The organism is Streptomyces sp. NPDC102467 (genome assembly GCF_044765445.1).
Classification (GTDB): Bacteria; Actinomycetota; Actinomycetes; order Streptomycetales; family Streptomycetaceae; genus Streptomyces.
In genome coordinates this window covers 131,391-155,912 of record NZ_JBIWKA010000013.1, presented here as the reverse complement: position 1 = coordinate 155,912, position 24,522 = coordinate 131,391, and the positions used below count along the sequence as shown (strand labels likewise).

General features: G+C 69.2%; 22 protein-coding genes. 12 read left to right on the top strand and 10 right to left on the bottom strand.

Features of this window, described 5'->3' with window-relative positions; translation table 11 throughout:
* Positions 1-275 precede the first annotated feature (275 nt).
* Positions 276-851 (bottom strand): hypothetical protein, encoded by a 576-nt coding sequence (locus tag ACIREE_RS27140; protein ID WP_404157329.1) that lies wholly within the window; start codon positions 849-851, stop codon positions 276-278.
* A gap of 410 nt (positions 852-1,261) precedes the next feature.
* On the opposite strand from ACIREE_RS27140, the gene ACIREE_RS27135 reads away from it, so the two are divergent.
* Positions 1,262-2,092: a hypothetical protein gene (locus tag ACIREE_RS27135; RefSeq protein ID WP_404157683.1), complete on the top strand. Its 831-nt coding sequence runs from the start codon at positions 1,262-1,264 to the stop codon at positions 2,090-2,092.
* Positions 2,093-2,282: 190 nt separating this feature from the next.
* On the opposite strand, the gene ACIREE_RS27130 is transcribed toward ACIREE_RS27135, so the two are convergent.
* Positions 2,283-3,215 carry an alpha/beta fold hydrolase gene (locus ACIREE_RS27130; RefSeq protein WP_404157326.1) on the bottom strand — a complete coding sequence of 311 codons (933 nt, stop codon included), beginning with the start codon at positions 3,213-3,215 and terminating at the stop codon, positions 2,283-2,285.
* Between the two features lie 651 nt (positions 3,216-3,866).
* Here ACIREE_RS27130 and ACIREE_RS27125 point away from each other — a divergent pair.
* Positions 3,867-4,457 (top strand): TetR/AcrR family transcriptional regulator, encoded by a 591-nt coding sequence (locus tag ACIREE_RS27125; protein ID WP_404157323.1) that lies wholly within the window; start codon positions 3,867-3,869, stop codon positions 4,455-4,457.
* A 145-nt stretch (positions 4,458-4,602) separates the two neighbouring features.
* On the opposite strand, the gene ACIREE_RS27120 is transcribed toward ACIREE_RS27125, so the two are convergent.
* Both ACIREE_RS27120 and ACIREE_RS27115 read right to left on the bottom strand, forming a co-directional pair.
* On the bottom strand, positions 4,603-4,839 hold the full coding sequence (locus ACIREE_RS27120) for a hypothetical protein (protein WP_404157320.1): 237 nt from the start codon (positions 4,837-4,839) through the stop codon (positions 4,603-4,605).
* On the bottom strand, positions 4,836-5,255 hold the full coding sequence (locus ACIREE_RS27115; RefSeq protein ID WP_404157317.1) for a DUF1622 domain-containing protein: 420 nt from the start codon (positions 5,253-5,255) through the stop codon (positions 4,836-4,838). The genes ACIREE_RS27120 and ACIREE_RS27115 overlap by 4 nt, the downstream gene beginning before the upstream one ends.
* 741 nt (positions 5,256-5,996) lie before the next feature.
* Here ACIREE_RS27115 and ACIREE_RS27110 point away from each other — a divergent pair.
* Complete coding sequence (locus ACIREE_RS27110; RefSeq protein WP_404157314.1) at positions 5,997-6,263, top strand: hypothetical protein; 267 nt, start codon at positions 5,997-5,999, stop codon at positions 6,261-6,263.
* Between the two features lie 440 nt (positions 6,264-6,703).
* Here ACIREE_RS27110 and ACIREE_RS27105 read toward each other — a convergent pair whose 3' ends face one another.
* Entirely contained in the window at positions 6,704-7,099 is a 396-nt protein-coding gene (locus ACIREE_RS27105) for a Rid family hydrolase (RefSeq protein WP_404157311.1), read from the bottom strand.
* 244 nt (positions 7,100-7,343) lie between these two features.
* Positions 7,344-8,747, bottom strand: a complete 1,404-nt coding sequence (locus ACIREE_RS27100; protein WP_404157308.1) for a hypothetical protein — start codon at positions 8,745-8,747, stop codon at positions 7,344-7,346.
* Between the two features lie 960 nt (positions 8,748-9,707).
* Here ACIREE_RS27100 and ACIREE_RS27095 point away from each other — a divergent pair.
* The 3 genes from ACIREE_RS27095 to ACIREE_RS27085 all read left to right on the top strand — a co-directional run bounded on the left by ACIREE_RS27095 (position 9,708) and on the right by ACIREE_RS27085 (position 14,803).
* Positions 9,708-11,768, top strand: a complete 2,061-nt coding sequence (locus ACIREE_RS27095; protein WP_404157305.1) for an ATP-binding protein — start codon at positions 9,708-9,710, stop codon at positions 11,766-11,768.
* Positions 11,769-12,134: 366 nt separating this feature from the next.
* Positions 12,135-13,610 (top strand): amidohydrolase family protein, encoded by a 1,476-nt coding sequence (locus ACIREE_RS27090; RefSeq protein ID WP_404157303.1) that lies wholly within the window; start codon positions 12,135-12,137, stop codon positions 13,608-13,610.
* The gene (locus ACIREE_RS27085; RefSeq protein ID WP_404157300.1) at positions 13,607-14,803 is read left to right on the top strand and encodes a M20 family metallopeptidase; all 1,197 of its coding nucleotides are present in this window, start codon (positions 13,607-13,609) and stop codon (positions 14,801-14,803) included. The genes ACIREE_RS27090 and ACIREE_RS27085 overlap by 4 nt, the downstream gene beginning before the upstream one ends.
* 375 nt (positions 14,804-15,178) lie before the next feature.
* Here the strand turns inward: ACIREE_RS27085 and ACIREE_RS27080 are convergent, their stop codons facing one another.
* The gene (locus ACIREE_RS27080) at positions 15,179-15,694 is read right to left on the bottom strand and encodes a hypothetical protein (RefSeq protein WP_404157297.1); all 516 of its coding nucleotides are present in this window, start codon (positions 15,692-15,694) and stop codon (positions 15,179-15,181) included.
* 553 nt (positions 15,695-16,247) lie between these two features.
* A complete protein-coding gene (locus ACIREE_RS27075; RefSeq protein ID WP_404157294.1) occupies positions 16,248-17,177 on the bottom strand; it encodes an MBL fold metallo-hydrolase in 930 nt (309 codons plus the stop codon).
* 508 nt (positions 17,178-17,685) lie between these two features.
* On the opposite strand from ACIREE_RS27075, the gene ACIREE_RS27070 reads away from it, so the two are divergent.
* The 3 genes from ACIREE_RS27070 to ACIREE_RS27060 all read left to right on the top strand — a co-directional run bounded on the left by ACIREE_RS27070 (position 17,686) and on the right by ACIREE_RS27060 (position 19,675).
* The gene (locus ACIREE_RS27070; RefSeq protein WP_404157290.1) at positions 17,686-18,246 is read left to right on the top strand and encodes a TetR/AcrR family transcriptional regulator; all 561 of its coding nucleotides are present in this window, start codon (positions 17,686-17,688) and stop codon (positions 18,244-18,246) included.
* A gap of 42 nt (positions 18,247-18,288) precedes the next feature.
* Positions 18,289-18,828 carry a GNAT family N-acetyltransferase gene (locus ACIREE_RS27065; RefSeq protein ID WP_404157287.1) on the top strand — a complete coding sequence of 180 codons (540 nt, stop codon included), beginning with the start codon at positions 18,289-18,291 and terminating at the stop codon, positions 18,826-18,828.
* A gap of 526 nt (positions 18,829-19,354) precedes the next feature.
* Complete coding sequence (locus tag ACIREE_RS27060; RefSeq protein ID WP_404157285.1) at positions 19,355-19,675, top strand: DUF6191 domain-containing protein; 321 nt, start codon at positions 19,355-19,357, stop codon at positions 19,673-19,675.
* 102 nt (positions 19,676-19,777) lie between these two features.
* On the opposite strand, the gene ACIREE_RS27055 is transcribed toward ACIREE_RS27060, so the two are convergent.
* The gene (locus ACIREE_RS27055; RefSeq protein ID WP_404157282.1) at positions 19,778-20,368 is read right to left on the bottom strand and encodes a helix-turn-helix domain-containing protein; all 591 of its coding nucleotides are present in this window, start codon (positions 20,366-20,368) and stop codon (positions 19,778-19,780) included.
* 74 nt (positions 20,369-20,442) lie between these two features.
* On the opposite strand from ACIREE_RS27055, the gene ACIREE_RS27050 reads away from it, so the two are divergent.
* Both ACIREE_RS27050 and ACIREE_RS27045 read left to right on the top strand, forming a co-directional pair.
* A complete protein-coding gene (locus ACIREE_RS27050; protein WP_404157278.1) occupies positions 20,443-21,384 on the top strand; it encodes an alpha/beta hydrolase in 942 nt (313 codons plus the stop codon).
* 161 nt (positions 21,385-21,545) lie between these two features.
* Positions 21,546-22,103 carry a GH25 family lysozyme gene (locus ACIREE_RS27045; RefSeq protein ID WP_404157275.1) on the top strand — a complete coding sequence of 186 codons (558 nt, stop codon included), beginning with the start codon at positions 21,546-21,548 and terminating at the stop codon, positions 22,101-22,103.
* 105 nt (positions 22,104-22,208) lie between these two features.
* Here ACIREE_RS27045 and ACIREE_RS27040 read toward each other — a convergent pair whose 3' ends face one another.
* Positions 22,209-23,090 (bottom strand): GNAT family N-acetyltransferase, encoded by an 882-nt coding sequence (locus ACIREE_RS27040; protein WP_404157272.1) that lies wholly within the window; start codon positions 23,088-23,090, stop codon positions 22,209-22,211.
* Positions 23,091-23,325: 235 nt separating this feature from the next.
* On the opposite strand from ACIREE_RS27040, the gene ACIREE_RS27035 reads away from it, so the two are divergent.
* The gene (locus tag ACIREE_RS27035; protein ID WP_404157269.1) at positions 23,326-24,513 is read left to right on the top strand and encodes an MFS transporter; all 1,188 of its coding nucleotides are present in this window, start codon (positions 23,326-23,328) and stop codon (positions 24,511-24,513) included.
* Positions 24,514-24,522: the final 9 nt, after the last annotated feature.

Below are 24,522 nucleotides of genomic sequence, written 5' to 3'. Positions count from 1 at the left end.
TGCCTGCGCCCCACGCCGGAACCGCCGGAGGAGCCCCCAGGCGCCGCCACCGAGCCCGATCACGACGAGCGCCGCGCCACTGCGCAGATGTCGGTCAGCACAGCTCCACCCCCTCCGCGTTTACCGCTTGTCCGAACGACATGGTTGGGTCTGCCCCAGGGTTCAGGTCGCCAGTCCAAGTGTTTGCGAACAGCAACTGCTGTTGCTGCGGCCGTATTTCGTCCACGGCGCGGCCTGCCAACGAAGCTGTGCGAGGGCCAGGGATGTGTTGCTCCTCAGGGACGCAGGGCTTCAAGTTCGTCCGCGCGACGGTGGTCTTTGGGGCGGCCGAGGGAGCGCCGCATAAGGATCAGATCGTCCAGGTTGGCGTAGGAGATGGCGAAGCCCGCCGGATCGCGTGAACTCGCTGCCCGAACAAGGCAGGGCGCGGTGTCCATGGCTCCCCAGGGCAGGGCGGGTGTGCACAGGTCGCCGCTGGCGTCGGCTACCCGGTAGGCCGCCTGGGGCGCTTCCAGGTCGGGAAGGTTCGTGCAGCCTGCGGCGGTCAGGGCGTCGCGGAGGGCGTCCGCCTGCTCGGGCGTACCGTCCCACAGCAGGTCGAGGTCGCCGGTCAGCTCTGCCGAGCCGTGCATGATGCCGGCTACCTGGCCTATGACCACCGCATGCGAACCGGCCTCGTGGAGAGCCCGAAGGAAAGGGAACGGATCGAAGCCGAGCGCGCCGTCCGTGGCGAACGTGCCGACTATGTCATCGGCTTCCTCAGGGCCGCGCCCCGTGGTGGCACGTTCACGCGTGGCGGCCTGAATACGCTGGACGGCCTGACGAAGTCGCAGAACAGCAGTCTCATTCACCCAGCTCATTCAACCGTAAGCAGCGCAGCCCACTTGACCGCTCACGCCTACTCCGGGTTTCAGCTGTGCGGCCGGGTTGGATCGGGCAACAGGTCGTGGGCGGCGCGGATGATTTCCTCGGTGGCGACCATGGGGTGCCCGCTGAGTCGACAGCAGACGCGGCGGCCAGGACGTCGCGGGTTCCCTGGGCGGTGGGTTCGAGGATGAACTCCGCCAGGGCGGCTAAGAGGTGGAGGACCCGGCGCCTGCCGCGCATGGTGGTTCCGCGCCGGGCGCAGGTCGGTCTTGCCGAACTTCTTGTCGCCTGGCCGCGCGCGGTGTGACTTGACACCGTTGTCGGCCCGTCCGGCCGGATAGGCGCTCAGTAGTCGGTGGAGCCGATCCGCAGCGTCCCGTACGGTCGGTCCGTGATGATCAAATTGGGCAGCCCGCGCAGCCTTGGCGTCCCTGCTCCCGAGGCGCGGTTGCACTTCGATACGGAGTTGCAGGAGAGCGGCGGGGCGCCGCGGCGCCGCTTGCTCATGGTCGACGACGAGCCTGCCTTCGAGCTCAGCTTCTACTGCGGAACGTGCCCACTCCTCTTCCGCCGGTTGGAGACCGCGAGGGAGAAATTGTCCCTGGAGAGCGTGCAGGACCGGCTCACCGGTGCACTGGAGGATCCGGACGACGACGGCGTGATCGAGGCGTTCGGTGCGTTGCTGCCGGAGGGCGAGTATCTTCCGCTGCTCCTGAGCGTGGAACCCCGGCTGGTCATCCCCGGTCAGGAGGGCGACTACTTCAGCGGCGAACAGGTCGCGACGTGGGGGATCGATCAGTTCTGGGGCCTCCCGGAGTACCCGCACACCCCGTACTACCGAACCTTCGAGACCGTCGTCGACGCGGACGCCCATCTGTACGAGTTCGTCGTGCCCATGGTCGCCCCGACGTGGAACGAGAGGGAGCGCGTCGAGGAGTACGTCGCGCTCATGGGGCAGGGAACGGTCCCCACGGCGGTAGCGATCTCCACGCTGGACGTGTGCCGGCCCGCCCTCCCTTCGGGAGATGACCCCTCCGCGCACTGGGGCCTGACCCACTTCATCCTCGACGGCCACCACAAACTGGAGGCCGCTGCCAGAGCCGGCCGATCGGTGCGGCTCCTCTCGCTCCTGGCCCTGGGCGAGAGCCTGGCCGGAGCGGAAGAGTGCGCCCGGCTGCCTGCCCTGCGGGACCGCCCCCGCTCAACGCGAGCGACCGGCACCTGAACCAGCGCCGAAGATCACACTCGCGGGCCAACGACAGCGCACACCCGGACCAACGAGACCGCCACGGCGTACGGCGAGAAGGTCGACCCGACTTTGGGCGGACCGGGCGGAGTCGCGGTAATGCGATGCGGAACAGCTGAGTCGGTCAGGGGGTGCGGGTGCCGGTATCGACACTTGCTTCCGCCCAGTCTCAACCGTCTTCGGCGATGAAGTCGGTCAGTGCGGCAGCGACGGCATCGGGCTGTTCATCGGGAATGAAGTGTCCTGCGTCCGGCACGACGATGCCGGTGGCCTGGTCGGCCCACGGCCTGATGGAAGCGGCCATGTCGGTGATGGAACCGTGGCTGCTGGAGACTCCGAGAACCGGAACCGTCAGGCGCTGTTGTTCCAACGCTTCGTGGTTCTTCTGCGCCGACTCGGAGGCGTCCCGGTAGTAGGCCAGGGATGCACGGAGACCGCCGTCGGCGGCCACGGACGCGGCGTAGTGCTCAATTTCGGCATCGTCGAAGGTGCCGGAGGAGAGGGTCTTGACCTTCAGGAACCAGCCGACGTACTCCCGTTCGCGGCCGGCGAGCAGTGTTTCGGGCAGGTCGGGCACGAGGTGGAAGGCGAAGTGCCAGGTCTTCCACGCCTGCTCGGGGTCGGTCGGAATGGCGTCAGGGAGTGTGATGCCCGGGATGCCGGCGTCGAGCAGTGCCAGGCCACGCAACTGGCTCTGGTACTTCAACGCGAGCGAAAAGGCGACCCACGCGCCGATGTCGTGGGCGACCAGCCAGTATGTGGAGACTCCGAGCGCTTTGACCGCGGCATGGACGTACGCAGCGACCGTGTGCGTGTCGTAGCTGATGTCCGGGCGTTCGGAGTGGCCCTGGCCCGGCAGGTCAATCGCGATGACGTGGAATCGGTCGGCCAGGTTCGGCATCACCTTGCGCCATGCCCACCAGGTCTGCGGGAACCCGGCGAGCAGCACGACGGCGGGACCGTCCGACCGGCCGCCCTCGACCGCGTGAAGCCGGATGCCACCCGCGTCGACCCAACGGTGGGTGAAACCGGCCAGGTCTGGCAGCGGTAGGTCGCGGACCGAGTTACCGGAGACGCGGGGCGCGTTTGCGGGGTCATTCATGTTTGTCCTCCACCGGTGTGAGATGTGCTGTAGCTCTGCTGAGGTGTCTGGTGTGCTGGTTGACGCGGTGCGTCGGCCGATGCCGAAGACACGTGTCACGACGGCCTGATCGGCGGAACCGAGCAGCAGGGCCGGGACGGCGAGCCCGTAGGAGTGGAACCGAAAGTAGGTTGCATGGAGTTCGGCTCGCTTGCCGGGATCGCCCAGTGCGTCGGCACCGCTCGCTCAGACCGTGTCGGAGCAGCGTTCCGACCGCCGCGGCAGCGAAGACAGTTCCGACGATGGAAAGGGCCGCAGGCGTGACGATCTGCGCCGGCAGCGCGTTGATGAACGGCGCGCCGACGCTCACGCCGCCGGCGACGAACGACCGCACCCGGCTTGGTCCGTCGGGAAAGACCGGGTGGCGGATACGAGGCCGCCGACACGCCGTTCGCCCGCGGTCTCGTCTGCGCCTTCGTCTGCGGTCTCGACTGCGGTCTCGGGGGCCCCGGTCGCCGACCGCGAGCACCCGGCGTGCGTGTCGCTGCACTGTGCGGTTTGCGGGGCGTCCCAGACGTGATCATGCCCTGACCCTAACCCATCTTGAACTGTTTAGTTCAAGATGAGAGGATGGTCTCCACTGGGAAGGCAGAGCAGGAAAGGAGGTGCGGCATGGCAGGCAAGAAGCAATTCGACGTCGCCGCGGCGCTCGATGCCGCGATGATCCAGTTCTGGCGGGCCGGTTACGCGGACACGTCGGTGGACGACCTGTCCCGGGCGACCGGGCTCAACCGCAGCTCCATCTACTCCTCCCTCGGTGACAAGGACACGCTCTTCATGCGCTGCCTGGAGCGCTACACCACGCGCTACGGGGACAAGTACGACGCTGCGTTGTCCTGCGCCGCCGACCGACCCCTGGCAGCCGCACGGGCGTTCTTCGACATCACCCTGGAACGGATCGCGGACCCCGGTCTGCCCGACGGATGCCTGGTGGCCCAAACCGTCATGGCGACCCCCGTGCTGAGCGTGAGCGTCGCGGCGCGCGCACGGGAGGCGATCGGTTTCCAGCACATCCGGCTGCGCGCCGCGCTACAGGCGGGCCGACTGCACGACGAGGCGGCCGAGTCCTTCGCGACCCACCTTGCGGCCGTGAACCAGTCCCTTGCCGTCATGAGCAGAGCCGGTACGAGCACGGAGCAGCTGCGCGCCATCGTCGACGTGACTCTCGGCGCACTTGCGCGAACTCTCGGCGCGAGCAACTGAGATTTGCCCGGCAAAGCGAACTCCGCCGTCTACCTGAGCAGAACCTGCCCCGCGGCAGTGTGCGCGTCAAGGCTCCGGTGTTTGCCGGCTCGTCCCAGCTCCAGTTGTGGGTTGACATCGGTGGTGGGCCCTGGAAGGACGCTCCTCAGAGCGGGGAGCGATAGGCGCCGAGGAGCCTGCGTAACGCGATCATCGCTGCTGCCAGGACCATGCTGTTCCACGATGGTTCGGCGGCCAGTCGGAGCAGAACAGCGGCGAACAGGAAGTCGAGCAGCACGGCCAGCGCCTGCCGCACGGTGTGCGTCAGACGCCAGGCCGCCACTGCGGCGACGAGACCGAGTACGGGGATCAGCATGGCCGCCCTCTGCAGCCACGTGCTCATGTCGGCAGGCCTTTGGTGCCCTTGATGTTGGGCGGGGGCACCGTGTCGCCTCGCTCGACCTCGGCCCGTTCCTGGGTGATCTCCCGTCCGAGGAAGTAGTTCAGCGCGGTCCGGATGGCCGCGATGGCTGCCAGTTGGCCGATCTCGGCGAAACTCGGCGCGACCGCCGTACGCAGCACGTCACCGGCGAGCTGGAACTCCAGGCCCAGGACCAGGAACCGCCCCAGGCCCAGCCTGATCCCGTTGAACTCCGCGCCCCTGCCGCGCCCGCGCAGGCCCGCGCGGACGAACTGCGCGAACGCCCACGCGGCACCGATGAAGATGACCAGCGCGCCCGCGGCCTCGACCAGCCTGACCAGCAGACCGATCACCTCGTGCAGCGTCGACTCGGGCAGCGCTTCCACCAACGTGGCCATTGGTGGAGGGTCTTCCCCTCATACCCAAGAGGCAAGGAGGAGTTCGCGCCTGTTTCCACCGCGACTCTGCGGGCACGTCGCGCCGTGCAACACCGGTCCGCCGTACGGACATGATGCCTGGGAGTCCGGTCCGTTTCCAGCCATCTCATGGGCACCCAAGCTCAGCGCTGGTTGAATGCTCCAGTGAGCGAACTTGTGGTTGCCCTGGCAGCAGCGGGGCTCACGGCGTGGTTGTTCCGCCGCAGAGTGAAGCAACGTGCAGACAGTGCCGCTCAGGGGAATGTGATCAGGGTTCCCTGCCTGCTCCGGCATCCTTCGCTCGAAGGACGGTGGCTCCGTGGTCGCCTGCTGATAGAGCCCTCAGGAATGGGGTGGGAGCCCCGGACCAAGGCCGGCTCGGAAGTATCCCTTCCTGATGGGTTGCGGTGGGCCGGCGTGCGGTCACCATCATTGCGCGAGGCGATGAAGATCAATGGTGGGTCCAGGATCGTTGAGTGCGCCTCTCCCGGGGGAACCCTCCTTGTTGCTGTGATGCCGAATGAGTTGGATCTCGTAATCACGGCCTTGAACAGCAACGGAGCAGAATAGGCAGCACCCCGTCATGCCTGAATCGGGTCGAAGGCGTCCTGAGCGTTTTTAACCTTGAGACGTTGACCGCGAGTTGGACGCTTCTGCGGGTCGACGAAGCTCTTGGTAGACGGGTTCTCGACCAAGATCACCCATGCCTGCCCGAAGCTTCGCGTGCGTGTCTGCGCGTCGGCGATCGATCTGTCCATCGGAATCGCGACCGTGTCCCGCTACATACGCGAGGCCGTCGACGTGTGGGCGGCCCTCGCTCCGTCCCTGGGCGAGGCGATGTGGACGACCCGGCAGGAGGCGTACGTCATCCTTGACGGCATCTTGCCGCCGATCGACGGATCGCCGCCGACACCCCGTATTACTCACGGAAGTACACACGCCGAAGGCGTTGAGCTGCAGAAAGTGCTGGCGGGGTTCAGCGCGAAGTGAGCCCGGTAGCCGGCCTGGCCCCGTTGCGCTTGACGTGCTCTCTGCGCGCGTTCACCCAGGGCTCGCAGCTGCTGCGGCTCCAGCAGGTCAGCTTGTGCCGCTCCGCGTACCAGACGAAGCGGTCGTTGATCTGTGCGGTGGGAACCTCGCGCCTGCTCTCCTTTGGTCCTCGCTCGGTACGCGTCTTCCCCTTGCGCGGCCGTAGGAGTCGGCGGTGCGGCGGAGGTTGCCGGCGCCGGTGGCGACGATCTCGGTGGGGCCAGCGAGGTGAAGCCTGCCGACGCCGCGGAAGGTGACGTGAAGGGCGCCGCTGACGCCACGTACGGACGTGCAGCGCCAGGTGACGAGGCCAGAGGCAGCAGATCGGCCGCGTCCGTGCGTACGGACGGACGGACGGACGTAGTGCACCCGCCGATGCCGTAGTGAGTGCAGATGATGCTTCAGCGCACCGCGACGGCCTCGATCTCGATGAGCATGTCCGGGTCCGACAGGGCGCTGACTTCCGCCAGCAGACTGGCAGGCCGACAATGCGCGGCCGCGAGTGCGTCCATGAGTACGCCGTACTCCGCCTTGCAAGAAGGGAGGTCGGTGGTGGCGATCCTGATCTGCACGACGTCTGCCATCGACATGCCTCCCTCCTCCACGGTCTCACCCAGCCGCTGCAGTGCGAGCCGCATCTGGCCTGCCATATCGCCTTGGTGCGTGATATTGCCATCGTCATCGCGTGCTTCGTGCCCCGAGACGAAGAGCCAACTGCGCGGCTCGTCCACCCGCACGGCACGGTTGTACATCAGCTTCCCGCCCGCCAGTCGCGGACCGATCTCCTTGGTGTTCATGTTCCGCTACTTCCCTAGGGAGGGTTCAACGTATCCCCCAATCTGCCGCGGGTGGCGCACCACAGGCGGGTGTCACGGTTGATCGGATGACGCCTCGCCGTCACAACCCTGACCGTCACGAACATGCCGACGAACGGAACCTCCGATACCCCTCGTCACGCTCCAAGCGGCATGGACGCGGGTTCCCCCTGATCGCGTGCGCTGCACCGTCGTCGGCAGCTACCCCTGGAATAGCAGCACTAGCTCAGGCCGATGACAGCTGTTCTGCTATCTCCTTGACCCAAGCAGCGCTCTTTTCCGGGTCGTTGAGGGAGTTCGACCACTCGTCCGGGGTCAGCCGGTGGTGGGTCGGGCCTGCTTTGAGAGCGATGAGAAGTGCTCGGGCCGAGGCCCGCATTTCGGCTGTTGTGTCGCCGCTCCCCTTGATGTCCGCGCCCGCCGCCAATCCGTAGAGTTTGCGGGCCATGGCCTGGCGTTCGCCGTTCGTCACCTTCTTCCAGAACTTCAGGGCCTCCTTCAGCGCGTCCTCGCGGGAGGCGGGCTCCGCCGGGGTCTCATCCGCCGCCCAGCGTTCGGGGTGGCGGGCCCCCTCATAGCGCTTCATGCCCGCGCGGCCTGCCTTGTAGGCAGTGACGCCGAGGATCAGGCCTGCCGCACCTGCGGCGAGTCCCCAGCCGACCGGGTTGCTCGCCAGTCCGGCGCCTCCCGCTGTGGCGGCGACCGCCGTCACGATGCCGCCCGCGGCCTTGGTGGACTCGCCCACGGCGGTGAACGCCTGCTTGCCCATCTTGTTGCGCTGCTTGCCGAGCGCGTACGTGTGCACCGTATCCATCGTGTTCACGTCTTCGGCGCGCCGGACGTCTCTGGCGGCGTCACGGGCGTCACCCATCGCTGCCCAGGCCGCATCGATGGCCTCGGAAACCCGCTCCAACCGGTCCTCGCCCTCGTGGCCCCAGTGGGCATCCAGCGCGACGTACGCCTCGGCCGCGGCCCATTCGGCTTCCTGCCGCGCCTCGTTCAGCCGGGTCAGTGCCCCCTCATCGGTGCGTTCGGGTTTCCCGAGCCCCTTCAGGGCACGGTATTTGCGTGCTGTCAGGCCGAAGCGGCCCGCCGCACGGGCGCCTTTCACCGCGCCGACAACACTGGAGCCGATACCGCTCGCCTCGGAGGCTGTCGCGGCGTGCGCCGCCTTCTGGGCTTTGGTCAGTTCCTTGGCAATACCGAGGGCGTAATTGCCCGCGCCGGCTGCGCCGACGACTGCATCGGCCGATTTGGTGTTGACCTTCTTGTTTGCTCCATGAAAGGCGGCGCCCTTCTTGTGCTTCTCGGCGTCCTTCTTGGCTTTGGCCGCCTCCATGCCGCTGAGCACGGCGCCGGCGGTCTCCGTGACGAGGTTCTCCGACGCGGCGGCGGCCCCTGAGGAGCCGGCGGAGTGTTTGAGTGCGTCGTTGGCCGTGGCGGAGGCTTGCTGGGAGAAGCCGGCGTTGGCGGGGACGTGAACACCCTTGACGAACGTGTCGATGAATTCGAGATTCTTCTTGAGCTTGTCGAGGACCGCGGCGATGCGGTCGCGGTAACTCCTCGATCCGGTGGACGCGTTGGCGTTCTCCCCCGTCCCTCCCTTCGCCGTGTCCTTGGCGCGCTGCACCGCCGTGACCGCGGCTCGGTTGCCGGCGCTGGACTGCACGTCGAGGAGGGCACGCTGCGCTGCTGCGGTCGCGGCTCGATCGCCTGTCCTGGACTGGGCCTCGACGAGGGCACGCTCCGCCGAATAGTCGGGCGGGCTCCCGGCCCGGCTCCGCTCGCGGCGCCGCCCGGCCGGCGTCGGGGCAGCCACGGACTGCGAAGTAGAGGTGCGGTAGACCGGGGTACTCATGAACGTGCCTCTCCTGTGCCGGACCAGGGCGACTGGAGAGTAGCCAGACATGGCTAACAGCAGGGGTGCAGCGGGGAAAGTATGGACGGATGGCGCATGGTCGTCGAGATGCGGCCAGAGCGGGGCACCGACCGGTCCGCGATGAAGGCGACGCGCGGCCGTATGCGTCCGGAGGCGCTTCCCGCAGGTCAGCGCAGGCGGGCAGGGGGTGGTCCGGGACGCGAACGGTGTACCGGTCGCGTTCGGCATCCTCCTCGCCAACACCCGTCGTCGCCCCGACAAACTGTTGCTCCTGGTAGGCGGATTTCGTGCACGTCCTCGCTTGCCGTTTGGCCTCAGCCTCAGCTGCCTTGCGGTGCTACGAAGCAAGGTCGGCGTTGTGCGGGGGTGTTGAGGAGTTGGGCCCTTGACGAGCCGAGCGTGTCGGGGCACAGGCGCTCAAACAGCCGTGATGGCCGGCTCCACGAGGGCATGGCTGCTCGCGCATCGCGGGAGCGCACGTTCCTGCCGGATTTCCGCGCGTCATTGTCCGGATGTGATCTGGCGTGATCGGCATGACAGCTCATCGGGACAGTTCGGGACAGTTCGTCGACAACGGTGCCGCACGGTGCCGTGCGGGACCAGGCTGGCGTCTGCACCGCCTGTGGCGGTGCCGGGTTCCGGGAGGTTGGTGTCGGCGTGGCTGGGGAGGAGCGACGAGTGGGGAATCTGCCCCGGCCTCGGACGGGAACGGTGGATCGCAGGACGGAACTGGCGGAGATCGAGGGCCTGTTCGCGGGGGTGTCGGGTGAGGCGCCGGCGCGTCTGGTGACGCTGACCGGGGTGGGCGGGGTGGGCAAGACCCGGGTGGCGCTGGCTGCCGCTGCCGCGCTGCAGCCCCGCGTCCGCGACGGGGTGTGGCTGGTGGAGCTGTCGCCGCTGCGCCAAGGGAAGCTGCTGGCGCATGTCGTCGCCGAGGCGCTGCCGATGGCCGATCAGACCACCCGGCCGATGCTCGACGTGCTGGCGGAGTACCTGGCCGACCGGGATCTGCTGCTGGTCCTGGACACCTGCGAGCACCTGGCGGATGCCTGCGTATCCACTGCTGAGGCGCTGCTGCGGGCCGCGCCCGGGCTGCGGATCCTGGCCACCAGTCGCAGTCCCCTGAACGTGGACGGTGAACGGGTGCTGACCATCGAGCCGTTGCCCGTGCCCGAGGCGGATGACGCGGAGGCGGGCAGTGCGGACGCGGTGTTCCTGCTGACGTTGCGTGCCATGGCTACGGTGCCCGGGTTCACGGTCACCGATGCCGACCGGGCGGAGCGAGTGCGGCTGTGCCGGCGCCTGGACGGGCTGCCCCTGGCGATCGAGCTGGCGGCCGCCCGGCTGGGCGAGATGTCGGTGCGGGAGTTGACCGCCCGGCTGGACGACCGCTTCGCCGTCCTCGGCGACCTCGACGGCATCGCGCGTGACGCCGAGCCTCCCTGGCACCAGGCCCTGCGTACAGCCATCGGCTGGAGCCACGAGTTGTGCAGCCCCGCCGAGCGGCTGCTGTGGGCGCGTCTGTCGGTCTTCGCCGGCAGCTGTGACGCCGAAACGGCCCGGCAGATCTGCGCCGACGAACACCTCCCCGGCGCGCAGATCCCCGATCTCCTCGGCGCACTGGTGGACAAGTCGATCCTGACCTGGGAACCGGCCGGGGACACGGAGCGCTACCGGATGCTGGACACCATCCGCGAATATGGCGCCCACTGGCTGCACGGTCTTGGCGAGGACGACGTCCTGCACCGCCGTCACCGGGACCACTACCTGGCCCTGGCCCGCCAGGGCGACGCCGCCTGGATCGGGCCCGATCAGTTCGCCTGGTACGACCGGATGACCGCCGAGCACGACAACCTCCGCGCGGCCCTGGAGTACAGCCTGACCGAACCCGAAGGCCACACCGCACTGGAGCTGGCCGCCGCGCTGTGGTTCTTCTGGTACGGCTGCGGGTTCCTCAAGGAGGGGCGGCTCTACCTGGACCGGGCCCTGGCCGCCGACACCGTCCCCTCGCGGGCGCGGGTGAAGGCCTTGTACGCCTGCGGTCCGCTGCTGGTCTACCTGGGCGATCTGCCCGCCCTGGAGGCACGGGCCGCCGAGTGCACCGCGCTGGCCGCACCGTTCAGCGCCATGGAGCAGTCCTACGCGACAGCAACCCAGCTGCGGGTCGCGGCATTGCGCGGCGACCTCACGCAGGGGGTGTCCCTGGCCAAGACCCTGCTCGCCATCGACTGGCGCGAAACGCCGCTCACCCTGCTCCCCCTGGCGGCCCTGGTCTTCGGCGCCCACACCCTCGTCGCCGGAGGCCACCACGAAGAGGCCCTCGCCTGGCTGGACGAGTTGAGCGCCGCCTGCGACCGGGGCGGCGAGCGCTGCATGCGCGCCTGGGGCGACTTCGTCCGCGCGCAGGCCGAGCTGGCCCTGCAGCGATTCCCTCAGGCACAACAGCACGCCCGGGACGCGCTCCTGGTCAAACACCGACTCCGCGACGGCGTGGGTAGCGGCATGGCCCTCGAATCACTGGCCCGTGCCGCCACCGCCCTGGGCCAACACCCCGACGCCGCCTGGCTGCTGGGCCTGGCCACACAGCTATGGAACACCCTCGGCCGGCCACAGGCCGGCGTCCCCGCGGTCACCGCGGCCCGCCGAGCCTGCGAACAACACACCCGCACCGCTCTCGGAGAAGACGCCTACCAGCGCGCCTACCAGAGCGGCTACACCTGTGACCTCGACACCGGCATCACTCACGCCATCTCCCCCACCCCCACGCCTTGAGCCACAGACCGCCTGGCAGATCGCGTACTGGCGCAAGAGGCAGGTGATGAACATCCACAGCCAACGATGGCCGGTCTCGGTTCTCCGCTCGGTTCTCCGCTCAGTTCTCCGAGGGAGTGCGTGCAGCGATCCCGCGGGCGAACCATTCGCAGGATGACTGGTGATCGACCTGCGTCAGCACCCTGACAACAGGCGGGCGGCGGGGGGCAGCGTCGACCGCCCACGCGGCGGCCCGTGCCAGGCCGACTTTCCCGACTTCGTGCGGCCGGATGGAATACAGCACCCTGGTTCGTCGACCCGGACGAATTCGCAGGCTCCGTTCCGCTCCTAGGGTCAGGGCCAGCAGGTGTTCACAAGGAGATGACCATGCAGACACTGTTGCGGGGCGGCCGCGTCATCAATCCGGCCGAGGGCTTCGACGGGACAGCCGACGTGCTCGTGACCGACGGAACGATCTGCGCCGTCGGCCCTGGGCTCGATACGCCGCCGGACGCCACAGTCATCGACGTCACGGGTCTCATCATCGGCCCGGGCTTCATTGATCTGCACAGTCACGTGCACTCGATCGCGGGTCACCGGTTGCAGGCCATGGACGGGGTGACCACCGCACTCGATCTCGAAGCCGGGCTGATGCCCATCGAACGCGCCTACGCCGAGGCCGCCGCGGCCGGGCGGCCGCTGCACTTCGGTTTCTCCGCGTCCTGGTGCGGTGCGCGAGCGCAGGTGCTGGCCGACATCGCCCCCGACGCCCGGATCGAGTCCGTCCTCGCGGTGCTGGGCAACCCCCGTTGGCAGCGCTCCTCTTCCCCGCGGGAACTGGCCGCCTGGCTCTCCCTGCTGGAAGGCGAACTCGCCGGCGGTGCGTTGGGGATCGGCGTCCTGATGGGCTATGCGCCCGCGACCGAGCCCGCGGAGTTCCTGGCTGTCGCTCGTCTGGCGGCCAAGGCCGGGGTACCGACGTTCACCCATGTCCGGGAACTGGTCGAGGTGGATCCGGCCACGTCGGTCGACGGGTCCGCCGAGATCGCCATCGCGGCGGCGGAGACCGGTGCCGCCATGCACCACTGTCACGTCAACAGCACGTCCGGCCGGCACGTCGACCGGGTCCTCGGCACGCTCGAGGAGTCACAGCGGGCCGGCTCGCGGGTGACGGTGGAGGCTTACCCGTACGGGGCAGGCAGCACGGCCGTCGGCGCAGCGTTCATCGCGCCGGAGCGGCTGCGCCTCAAGGGTCTGGGACCCAGCAGCGTCATCATGGTGGAGACCGGTGAGCGGATCGCCGACGAGGCGCGTCTACGGTATCTGCGCGCCCAGGACCCCGGCGCGCCCTGCCTGTTGGAATTCCTCGATGAGGGCAAGCCGCGCGATCTGGAGCTGATGCGGCAGGCACTCGCCTACCCGGACGCAGTCGTCGCCAGCGACGCGATGCCCGTCTTCTGGCCGAACGGTGACCACGACAGCACCCTGTGGCCTCTGCCGCCCGGCGGGACGACACACCCGCGCACGGCCGGAACCTTCGCCAAGGCGCTGCGTCTGATGGTGCGGGAGAGCGGCGCCTGGACCTGGGCGGAGGCGTTCCGGCGCTGCTCCTTCCTGCCCGCCAGAATCCTCGACGACGTCGCACCGGCTGCCCGCGCGAAAGGGCACCTGAGCGTCGGGGCCGATGCCGACATCGTCGTCCTGGACCCAGCGACGGTGACGGACACCGCCACCTACGTTGATCCCACGCGCCCGTCCCGCGGGGTCCGGTACCTGTACGTCGCGGGGCAGCCCGTCGTCACGGACGGCGTCCTGCGGGCAGACGCTCTGCCCGGACGCCCGCTGCGAGGCGAGTCGCGATGACAGCGCCGGATCTGAACGCCCTGCTCGCCGACATCGAGACTCTGGTGAGCTGCGAGTCACCGTCCCACGACCATCGAGCCCTCGCGCACAGCGCCGCTTCGGTGGCCGCAGTCGGCCTGCGTCTGCTGGGGGTGGGCCCTGAGCATCTCGTGACGGACGGCTGCCCCCATCTGCGGTGGCGCTTCGGCGATGGCCCCTCACGTGTACTGCTGCTCGGGCACCACGACACGGTGTGGCCGGTGGGGACGCTGCGCACCCACCCCTACTCCGTGCGCGACGGCATCCTGCGCGGTCCGGGCTGCTTCGACATGAAGGCGGGAGTGGTGATGGCTCTCCACGCCGCCGCGGCACTGCCCGACCGGGACGGGCTGACCATCCTGATCACCGGCGACGAGGAGATCGGCTCACCGGGGTCTCGCGAGCTGATCGAGGAAACGGCCCGCGGCTGCGAGGCGGTACTCGTCCTGGAGGCGTCGGCCGAGGGCGGGGCGCTGAAGTGCCGCCGCAAAGGCGTCTCGCTCTACCGGATCGAGGTCGAGGGACGCGCCGCACACGCCGGTCTGGAGCCGGACAAGGGCATCAACGCAGGCATGGAACTCGCCCATCACGTCCTCGCCACGGCCGCACTCTCCGACACGACGCGCGGGACGACGGTCGTACCCACAGCCCTGACAGCAGGCACGACGGCCAACACCGTGCCGGCCACCGCCCAGCTGGCCGTTGATGTACGGGCCTGGGACCGGACGGAACAAGAACGGGTCGATCAGGCCGTGCGCGCGCTGCGCCCCGTGTTGTCCGGCGCGCGCCTGCACATCGTCGGCGGCGTCAACCGCCCGCCCCTGGACGCGGCGGCGTCGACGGATCTGTTCGCTCTTGCCGACTCGCTCGCGGCCGACCTTCATATCGAGCCGTTGTCCGCCGCGAGCGTCGGTGGCGCCTCGGACGGCAACTTCACCGCCGGCCTGGGTGTGCCCACGCTGGACGGTCTGGGCGCAGTGGGCGGAGGCGCACACGCCGACACCGAACACGTCGTCGTCGCCGAACTGCCGCCGCGCACAACCTTGCTGACCGCTCTCACGCAGACGCTGCTGGCCCGCCATCGTCCGGCAGCCGATACCGGGCAACGAACCGGGCACCCGGCTTGTGGACCATCGGCGACGCGCCGCGCGTCCGCGCAGGAGCGGAAGAGGTGACTCGGTGCCTCGGTGCCTCGGTGCCTCGGTGCCTCGGTGCCTCGGTGCCTCGGTGATGGCACATACCGGAGAGCATCCTGCCGTCGCTGCAAAGCGACGCGGACCTGGCCGCGGCGACCGCATTTCGGTCTTCGGATTCCGGTCCTCGCCACACTCGCAGCCGCCTGTGTATCACTGACTACTCGGGCCGGCCCGCGCGCTGGGCAAGCGCCCACGCCCCACACGAAGATGTCGCGGATGGTTTTTCAGTGGCTCCGTCTGCCACACGATTTGCCTATGGCCAGTGACTGAGTCGCAGTTCGAGCGGTCTGCGCCTGACGCCTGACGGCGGGTGACGAGCGACGCCCGGCGTCGACAGGCTTCGGCGCCGATTCCTCACCTGGAGGGCGCGGCAGCTGCGTCTGTGCCGCGGTCGGCGGGCATGACGAACATGGTCCCGGCCTGGGTGGCGAGTGCCGCGAGCGTGGCGACGACGAAGACCATGAGCCCCATGGACGGCAGAGCGAGAGTGAGGGCGAGGAAGAAGACGGCGGGTGCGGCCAGTCCCATGACGAGGCCGTCGAGGTCGGCGGCGGCGTTCGGGCCATGGGTGCGGTGGGTGAAGACGGCCATCACGACGCCGAACACGGGGAACGGGGAGAGAAGTTCGGCCAGGTGCGGGCCGATGACGGGGGCGAGGGCGATGATGCCCCTCACCACGCCGGTGGCCACGGTCATGCGCAGCGGGAGGTCCCATCCGGGCGGGTTCGCCGCCGCGACGGATTCGTCGGTGACGTGTGCGGCGCGGCGTGTGATGGCGAACCCGGCGACGAGGGCGGCCAGGGCGGGTATGCCCCGGTGAGGGAGGCCGCGGTAGGCGAAGGCGAGTTGGGAGATGGTGCCTGCGAGCATGCCGATGGCGGCGTGTCCGGCGAAGGTGACCTGCCGTGTCCCAGCGGGCCGTGCACGACCTGAGCCTCTACACCGCCGAACCGGGCAGCACCTCCGAAGACCACCTCAAGCTCCTCGCCAGCATGGCAGCCACCCACTCCCCCGCCACCCCGTCGAGGCGAACGGTTGCCGGGTCACGCAAGGCCGCATCCCTTGCAGCGCGGGTCCGGTGAGAGCGTCGGCGCGGACCACGAGCCCGGCCAACTGGGCGCATGCAGGGGGCAGTTGCGGGTGCGGGAGAGTAGCGTCGAGGCCCTGGGACGGCTGCCGCACCATCCGGTGGCGGCGGCCGTCAGGTGCGCGCGGAGCGAGGCTCCCCTCGTCGCTCCTCGCGCGGGGCGCCCTCCCCGACCGGCGAGGTGGTGGAAGTAACGCGCCGCGATGTGCGGGGAGGACAGCGGCTGGAGCCGCCTTGGTCGGCGATGCGGCTCCGGGCGGGTCGTCACAGGCGTCCAGCCTCCCCGCCGGACAGAGCCACTGCCGCCGCGCCCGGGGACCGGCGCCGGTCCTCCGTTCAGCAGCGGGCCGTTGCGACCCGGGGTGCGGCAGGCAGCAGCCGGTACGCACTGCCCTCGCGCCGCACGTGACCGGCGGTCGGCGGCGGGAAGTGGCTGCCGAGCAGCAGGGTCGAGGTGCCGGCCAGCGAATCGAGGATCCGGCGCCGGGTCCTGGCGGCGAGTTCGGGTGCGATGTCCACGCAGCTGCAGAGCTCCGGATGCCCCATCTGGACCGGGTGGTGAATGCTGTCGCCGCTGATGAGCGCAGTCTCGTCCTGGCTGCTCAGCTCCACCGTCACCTGGCCGGGAGTGTGGCCGGGGCTGGGCAGTAGGCGGAGGCCCGGCGCGATGTCCGTGCCCGCGTCCGCGACGTCGACGAGTTCGAGGAGGCCCGCGTCCCGGACGGGGTGCACCGAGTCCTGGAACATCTGCTGCCGAGACTCCTCCATCTCGACACCTGCCCAGTAGTTCCATTCGGTTTGCGAGGTGAGGTAGCGCGCGTTGGGGAAGGTGGGCACCCAACTGTCGCCCTCAGAGCGCGTGTTCCAGCCCACATGGTCGGCGTGAAGGTGGGTCAGGATGACGACGTCGACGGTCTCCGGTGCGAAGCCTGCCGCCGTCAGCCGCGCTTCGTAGTCGCTGTTCAGGTTGTGCCAGGCGGGGTTGGCGCGCCGCTTTCCGTTTCCGATGCCGGTGTCGACCAGTATCCGCAGTCCGTCCACTTCGACCGCGAAGCTGTGGCTCGCCAGCCGGAGGACTCCCTCTTCGTCGGCGAAGTCGGGGCGCAGCCAAGGGGTGTGGGTCACGACATCCGCGGTCGCCCCGGGCAGCAGCCATGGGCCGGTCGCGGCGGGAAGCGCTGATTCGTCGACGCGTCGCACGGTGTGGTCGCCCACGGACCATGTTGGGGTCTGCGCGGTGGCGGGGGCGCTGGGCTGCGGGGTCATGGACACGGCGTTCGTCCCTTACGCGAGGTGCGACTAAAGCAACTGGTTTGCTTTAAGCAACCATAGGTCCTACCGTCACCTAAAGCAAACGATTCGCCTTTAGGTGGTAGCGGGGCGGGCCCCCAGTTCCCGGACCGCTGTACCGCGCAGACCTCGCTGTCGTGATCCCTGGACCACGTCGGCCCCCACGTCGGCCGGCGACTACCTTGCGCCCAGCGGGCCCGCTCCATGGTGCGCGACGCCTGGGCCCGCAATGTTCGACGGGATCGACGTCCTCGCCACCCCGACCGTGCCGACGACAGCCGCGAAGTCCGGCCAGGGCACCGTCGAGTACCGCGAGCAGGTCCAGCGGACATGCGCGTCGGGCGGGTGCATGAGGCCGTGGCCGCCGACGCGGGGCGGATCGCCCCGGTGGCGGCCCGAGGACCAGCACAAGCCCGGAGCACGCCGTCGCCGGGAACGGCAGAGAGGCGGCTAGAAGCCACGTATTCGCATTAAGGTGGAACACATGAGCCCCAAGCCCATGACGCGCCCCGGCGGGCGCAGTGCCCGTGTGCAGGAGTCCGTGCACACCGCGGTCCGCGAACTCGTCGACGAGGCAGGCCGCGAAGCGCTGACCGTTCCCCTGGTGGCGGCCCGGGCCGGTGTGACACCCTCCACGGTCTACCGCCGCTGGGGCGACCTGCAGGAACTCCTGTCCGATGTCGCGGTCGAACGGCTGCGCCCGGAGACCGGCCCCGCCGATCTCGGCAGCCTGCGGGCCGACCTCGACGCATGGGCGGAGCAGTTCCTCGACGAGATGGCCTCGCCGCCCGGGCGTGCGTACATCAGGGACGCGCTCCTCGGCGATCCGGACGGCACCAATGCCGGCCGGTGCTCCGCCTACGCCGCGGAGCAGATCGACGCCGTCCTGAACCGTGCGACACGGCGCGGAGAGGCAGTGCCTGACACGGAACGGGTGATCGACCGGGTCGTGGCGCCGATGATGTACCGCATTCTCTTCCGCCCCGGCCGTCTGGACGCCGCCTACGCGCGCGCACTCGTGACGAACGCCGTTGAAGGCCCCTGAGGGGTCTTGATCGTCGCCGAGCCTGCTGATTGGCTGGCCGACATGACCGACCTCGCCCCCGTCGCCTGGCCACCTGCCCCGATCCGGACCGAGAGGCTCATACTCCGCGAGCCCGAGGCCCGGGACCGTGCGGCGTTCATCGAGCTGCTCGCCTCGCCGGAGGTGCACACCTACCTCGGCGGCCCTCGACCGCGGGACGAACTCGAACGCGAGATGCCTGAAGCGCCCGAGCGCTGGCCCGGTAGTTTCGCCGTGGAACTCGACCGGGCGATGATCGGCCAGATCCTGCTCAGGAGAGCGCCGGGGCACCACCGCCCGGCTGCCGCGGGAAAGGCCGACCTCGGCTACCTGTTCCTGCCACAAGCATGGGGATTCGGGTACGCCGCCGAGGCGTGCGCGGCGGCACTCGACTGGTTCGACGGTGTCCTTCCCGGCGAGCCGGTCGTGCTCGCCACCCAGACCGCCAATGTCAGCTCGATGCGCCTCGCGGCGAAGCTGGGGTTCACCGAGCTGGAGCGGTTCCGGGCCTGGGACGCCGAGCAGTGGCTCGGCCTGCGGCCCCCGATCGCGCCGCCCGCTTGAGCTCGTACTGATCGGTTTCCGCACTCGACGCGATGCTGCCGTTCCCGCCGGCTCAGGCCGGGCAGTGGGCCCGCATGACGACTGGGATCACGCCATGCCGACGCGCCGGTGACCGGTGCGAGCGCGGGGATCGGACGAGAGTTCAAACGCCAACTGGCGGTGCGCGGTCACCGAGTGATCGCAGTACCCGGCATCCCGTCAGGAACCATGCCGCGCCTCATACGCCTCACGACGCCGCCGAGCCTCCGCGCGCGACCACGTGAGGCGCCCCCGGCGGTCGACCCACGGGCAGATCAGAAACCACACCGGGCCGGCTGTGAGCGCATACCAAAGCGTGTCCCAGCCCCATCCCTTGAACAGTGAATGGCCCACCGCCATGCACACGGCCCATACGACCGCCGGCCCTACGTACCCCGGTAACTACCCATGCCGCCCCGAATACCCTCGATGCAGCCGCACATGACCGTGCCGACCGCCCGCGATTTGTCGAAGCGGGCCGACAGGCGCCGGCACGGATACTGGGGGCATGCAATTCGTCTTCTTCATGACTCTGCCCGGGTTGGTCATCGTGCTGACCCTGCTGGCCTTCATCGACCAGCTGTTGTTGCGCGCGGGTCGGGCCGGGGTGTTGCCGTGGCGGAACAGCGCCCGTCAGGGACAGATATCGGCGACCGGGTTCGAGCAGTTGCATGCGAGCCTTTCGCCGGGCAAGCAGAACGAGTTGAAGGAACGGCAGTCGGCGCTGGTCATGCCGGACGACGAGGACGACGGAGCTCCGCCGAACAGGACCACGGTGGACTTGGCCGCGGGAACGGCGATCGTTCGCATGCCCCGCTCTCAGCATTAGCCCCCGTTCGGGACCCCGTCGAGGCTCGTTGGCGAAGAGCTCGTCGGTGGCGCCGGCTTGTGCGGCTCGCGCCGCGCACGAGGTCCTGTAACCAGCCGGGGATCATCCGAGTGCGCCTTGCTCCCCACCCCCGCCTTCGGCGCTGCCACCGCCCGCGTCGGTACCGGCTGCCTTGTCGGGGTGGAGCACCATGCTGATGATGTGGCGGGTGCGGCCGTCCGCGGGCTCGGTGTGCGCGTGGCGGGCGATGACAGCCTCCAACTGCTGTACGAGCGCGGCGAATTCGTCGTCGGTCGCCCACACCGCGCCCTGCCGGTAGAGGACGCCCTCGCGGGCAGGTTCGGCGTCGTCCCGGGCGAGATAGCGCTCGAAGTCGGACATCAGAGCGCCGGAGAACACGGCGAAGGCGTTGCGGTGATCGTCCTTGGTCATGGTGGCGCGGGCGTCGTCGTCCACGAGGGCCTGTTCCTGGCGTACCCGGTAGCTGCGTTCGACCGTGCCACGCACGGGCCTTTCCCGGACCACCTCGATGATGCCGGCCTGCGCGAGCGTGGCGACATGCCGGTACATGCTCGCCGCGGGCACGTCGGGCAGTCGGTCCCGCAGTTGGGCGGTGGTCAGCTCCCCGACACCGAGCATGGTCTGCAGGATGCGCAGTCGGACCGGGTGGAGCAGAAGATTCGCAGTGGGCATGCGCTTATGATCTCACATCTGATAACGTTCTTGAAGTTGAGATCAATAAGGATCGACGAAGCGAGAGCACAGCCTTGCCCGACATCGACATGACGGTCACCGCCGACGACGGAACCCCGCTGGCCGGCACTCTGACGCTGCCGCCCGGCCCGGGCCCGCACCCGGCGGTTCTGCTGCTGCACGGATCCGGCCCTCTGGACCGCGACGGCAACACCCCGAAGCTGCGGATGAACCTGGGCCGGCCGCTGGCCGATGCCCTCGCCGCCGCCGGGACAGCCACTCTGCGCTACGACCGGCGTGGCGTCGCCGGCACTCCTGGCGCCTGGCAAGCAGCCGGCTTCGACGACAACCGGCGTGACGCGGCCGCCGCCCTGCGCGCGCTGGCCGCCCGTCCCGATACCCGCGCCGACGCACTTGCCGTTGTCGGGCACAGCGAAGGTGCCCTGCACGCCATGGCCCTGGCCGGTCAGGAGAGCGTACGGGCGGCAGTGCTGCTGGCCGGCTTCGCCCGCGTGGGCGAGGACGCGCTGCGCTGGCAGGCGCGCACGGTCGCCACCGGGCTGCCCGCCCCGCTCCGCCTCCTGCGGCGTCCGCTGGGCGCCGTGGGCAACCGGGTCCTCGCCCGCATCAAGAAGACGAGCACGGACGTGGCGCGCGTCGCGGGCGTCCGGGTCAACGCCCGCTGGATGCGCGAGATGCTCGTCCACGACTCACGGGACGACCTCGCCGCCGCTCGCGTACCCGTCCTGGCGGTCACCGGCGCCAAGGACATCCAGGTCAACCCCGATGACTTGGATGTGATCCGGCGTCTGGTGCCGGGCGGAGCCGAGATTCACCGCGTCCCCGACCTGACCCACGTGCTGCGTCTCGATCCGGGGCGCCACAGCATCCGCTCCTACCCGCGCCTGGTACGCACCCCGGTGGACCCCGGAGTCCTGGCCCTCGTCACGGAGTGGCTCACCACCCAACTCGGCGCCCCCGCGGATGAGTTGTCGACCGGCAAGGAAAGTTCCTAACTCTCGCTTACGGGTCACTTACGGGCAGGCACTTGGGCCGCCTCTCCCCGTATAGGCGACGAGCCGAAACGACGTTCGACGAGAGGGCTGGGAATCGTCCCGGCTGACGCGGGGCATCACTTGGGCAGCGCCCGTCACCGATACGGCGAGGAGCCCCCCACATGCTGCACGGCCTCGACATCAGTGCGTTCCAGCCGCCTTCCTACGCCACCGACAACCTCTCCTTCGTCTTCGTCAAAGCGACCGAGGGCCGCACTTACACCAATCCCCACCTCGAAGCCCAGACACGAACAGGCCGCCGGGCCAACCTGATCGTCGGCTACTACCACTTCCTGTGGCCCGGCCGTATCCGCGCCCAGGCCAGGCACTTCCTCTCCAAAATCCCCGACAAGCCGGGCGACATCCTGGCCGTGGACTGGGAAGCCACCGCCAACGGCAGCCACGCCAGCAGCAAGGACAAGGACCTCTTCATCCGCAGGCTGAAGAAGCTACGGCCCCGCCACAGGATCGTTCTCTACACCAACCGCGACTTCTGGCTGAACGCCGACACCACTTCCTACGCCGGCGACGGGCTGTGGATCGCCGACTACGTCACCGCCGGCAAACCCCGCGTCAAAGCCGACTGGCTCTTCCACCAGTACACCTCCCACCCCCACGACAAGAACGTGGCCGCCTTTCCCGACCACGACGCTCTGCGCCACTGGGCCGAAGGCGCCTGACCCGCCACGCCCTCCCCGGGCGTATGCGCAGGAGGGCACGGAGCGGAGTCCAGGAGAACTCGCGATTGTGGGGCCGGGTCACGAAGGTGGCCCGGCCCGTCGTTCCTAGAGGTCGAGTTGGTACTCGAAGGTCGTGTGGATCGGCACATAGCCGAGCGCGTCGTTGATCCGACGCATGTGCGGATTGTTGTCGGCGGTGTCGGTGAGCAGGCCACCGAGGTCCGGGTGCCGCTCGCGGGCCTGCCGGATCGAGGCGGCCTTCATCCAGCGGGCGAGGCCGTGCCCGCGGTGTTCGGGCAGCACGCCGGTGCCGTAGTGCTGGCCATCACCCTTGCCGTCGCCGGGGACGACCAGTTCGGTGAACCCGGCGATCGAACCGTCCGACTCGTCGATGGCAACAACGGTGTGCAGAAGGTCGCCACGCTTCTCGACGGCGGCTGCCGCGGCCCGGACCCGGTCCAGGTCCCAGGTCACCGTCCCGAAGTCGGTGCCGCCCATCGGCATGTCGTCCATGGCATGACGCGACGCCACAAACGTCTCGGCGAGGCCGTCCGGGACCGTGCCCTCCCATGACGCCAGCCGATAACCGGGAGGTGACTGGTCGGTGATCTCGGTGAGAGCGGCGATGTCCGCATCGGCCAACTGCAGTCGGGTGAAGGTCAGGGTCAGGACCCTGCGGAAGCCCCGGGCCGACAGGAACCGGTCGCCGGGAGAGCCGGCCTCGGCCTGGGTGATGACAGAGCGTCGGCCGTCCTGGCGTGCGGCGGCGATGGCCGCGTCCAGGAGCCGGGAGCCGGTGCCGTTGCGCCGCCCGGCCGGATGGACGTGGAGTTCCAGTGCGGCGAGATGGTCCTGCCCGGTCCTGGTGTAGAGGCGCAGGAACGCCGACCCGACGGGGATCGCGTCGGTGTCGGATGCCAGCCATGCCAGGCGGTAACTGGACGCGCTGGTTTCGGGGTCGGTCAGTGCAGTGATGCGAACGGACATGGTGTCTCCGTCGTAGAGAGGTGGAAGCTGTCAGGACGTGGGGTCGACTGCTGACCATTCGTGCGCATGTGCTGCACACCTCCTTGGCGACGGCGTCGGCCTTCTGCGACCGGCGGCTCAGCGGACCAACTACCCAATGGGTTCGTGGGTGATGTCGGTCCGGTCGGCCAACCTGCTTGCTGAACATGGCGCGCCGGGCCGGGCCGGAATGGCGTTCGCAGTTAACGTCGGAGGTATGGACAGTGATCACCGGTGGCGCCCGTGCTTGCTCGGCGCGGCCGTATTCACCGTGTGCATGACGGGCACCACGCTACCGACTCCCCTGTACAGCCTTTACCAGGAGAAGTTCGGTTTCTCCGAGCTGACGGTCACGGTCGTGTACGCCGTGTACGCCCTGGGGGTCATCGGCGCCCTGCTGCTGGCCGGCAACGCATCGGACACGGTGGGCAGGCGTCCGGTACTGCTGTGGGGCCTCGGGTTCGCGGCGGCGAGTGCCGTCTGCTTCCTCTGCGCCACGGGGCTGGGCTGGCTGTATGTGGGGCGGCTGCTGTCGGGGCTGTCCGCCGGTCTGTTCACCGGCGCCGCGACGGCGTACGTGATGGAGTTGGCACCGGACGGGGGCGCTTCCCGGGCCACGTTCGTGGCGACGGCCGCCAACATGGGCGGACTGGGCTGCGGTCCCCTGCTCGCCGGAGTGCTCGCACAGTACGCTGCCTGGCCGCTGCACCTGACCTTTGCCGTGCACATCGCCCTGGTGGCCTGCTCGGCCGCTGTCCTGCTGTGGCTCGCGGAGACCGTACGGGAGCGGCAGCCGCTGAGCGCTGTACGACCGCAACGGCTGGGACTGCCCCGGCAGGTGCGGGCGGTGTTCGGGCCGGCGGCTATCGCCTCGTTCGTCGGGTTCGCCTTGTTCGGGGTGTTCACCTCGGTCACCCCGGCGTTCCTCGGGCAGTTCCTGCACGTGGACAACCTCGCGTTGAGCGGGCTGATCGTCGGGCTTGCCTTCTTCTCGTCGATCGCCGGGCAGTCGGCGGTCGGCCGGATCGGGGTGGGGCGATCGCTGCCGTTGGGCTGCGCCGTGCTCCTCGCCGGACTGGCTCTGTTCGCGGGCGCGCTCGGGTGGGATCTGCTGGCGCTGGTCGTGCTGAGCGCGGTCGTCGGCGGGTGCGGGCACGGGCTGGCGTTCCGTGGAGCCATGTCCGCGGTGACCGCGGCGTCTCCCGCGGACCAGCGGGCGACGGTGATCTCGGCGCTCTTCTTGGTGGCGTACGTGGGGATCTCGTTGCCGGTGGTCGGTGTGGGAGTGCTGACGGGACCGCTCGGACTGGAGGGCGCGGGGCTGGTGTTCATCGCGTGCATGGCCGTTCTGGTCTCGACCGCGGCCTTCTACCTGCTCCGGCGGCCGACCGGCGGCGCGAAGTGATTCCGCGCG

Bases quoted from the DNA above. Each gene is read 5' to 3' on its own strand.
- ACIREE_RS27120 (WP_404157320.1), bottom strand. From the start codon at position 4,839: ATGAGCACGTGGCTGCAGAGGGCGGCCATGCTGATCCCCGTACTCGGT.
- ACIREE_RS27065 (WP_404157287.1), top strand. From the start codon at position 18,289: ATGACCGACCTCGCCCCCGTCGCCTGGCCACCTGCCCCGATCCGGACC.
- ACIREE_RS27125 (WP_404157323.1), top strand. From the start codon at position 3,867: ATGGCAGGCAAGAAGCAATTCGACGTCGCCGCGGCGCTCGATGCCGCG.
- ACIREE_RS27070 (WP_404157290.1), top strand. From the start codon at position 17,686: ATGAGCCCCAAGCCCATGACGCGCCCCGGCGGGCGCAGTGCCCGTGTG.
- ACIREE_RS27130 (WP_404157326.1), bottom strand. From the start codon at position 3,215: ATGAATGACCCCGCAAACGCGCCCCGCGTCTCCGGTAACTCGGTCCGC.
- ACIREE_RS27055 (WP_404157282.1), bottom strand. From the start codon at position 20,368: ATGCCCACTGCGAATCTTCTGCTCCACCCGGTCCGACTGCGCATCCTG.
- ACIREE_RS27085 (WP_404157300.1), top strand. From the start codon at position 13,607: ATGACAGCGCCGGATCTGAACGCCCTGCTCGCCGACATCGAGACTCTG.
- ACIREE_RS27090 (WP_404157303.1), top strand. From the start codon at position 12,135: ATGCAGACACTGTTGCGGGGCGGCCGCGTCATCAATCCGGCCGAGGGC.
- ACIREE_RS27105 (WP_404157311.1), bottom strand. From the start codon at position 7,099: ATGAACACCAAGGAGATCGGTCCGCGACTGGCGGGCGGGAAGCTGATG.
- ACIREE_RS27060 (WP_404157285.1), top strand. From the start codon at position 19,355: ATGCAATTCGTCTTCTTCATGACTCTGCCCGGGTTGGTCATCGTGCTG.
- ACIREE_RS27135 (WP_404157683.1), top strand. From the start codon at position 1,262: ATGATCAAATTGGGCAGCCCGCGCAGCCTTGGCGTCCCTGCTCCCGAG.
- ACIREE_RS27035 (WP_404157269.1), top strand. From the start codon at position 23,326: ATGGACAGTGATCACCGGTGGCGCCCGTGCTTGCTCGGCGCGGCCGTA.
- ACIREE_RS27045 (WP_404157275.1), top strand. From the start codon at position 21,546: ATGCTGCACGGCCTCGACATCAGTGCGTTCCAGCCGCCTTCCTACGCC.
- ACIREE_RS27040 (WP_404157272.1), bottom strand. From the start codon at position 23,090: ATGTCCGTTCGCATCACTGCACTGACCGACCCCGAAACCAGCGCGTCC.
- ACIREE_RS27080 (WP_404157297.1), bottom strand. From the start codon at position 15,694: ATGCTCGCAGGCACCATCTCCCAACTCGCCTTCGCCTACCGCGGCCTC.
- ACIREE_RS27115 (WP_404157317.1), bottom strand. From the start codon at position 5,255: ATGGCCACGTTGGTGGAAGCGCTGCCCGAGTCGACGCTGCACGAGGTG.
- ACIREE_RS27075 (WP_404157294.1), bottom strand. From the start codon at position 17,177: ATGACCCCGCAGCCCAGCGCCCCCGCCACCGCGCAGACCCCAACATGG.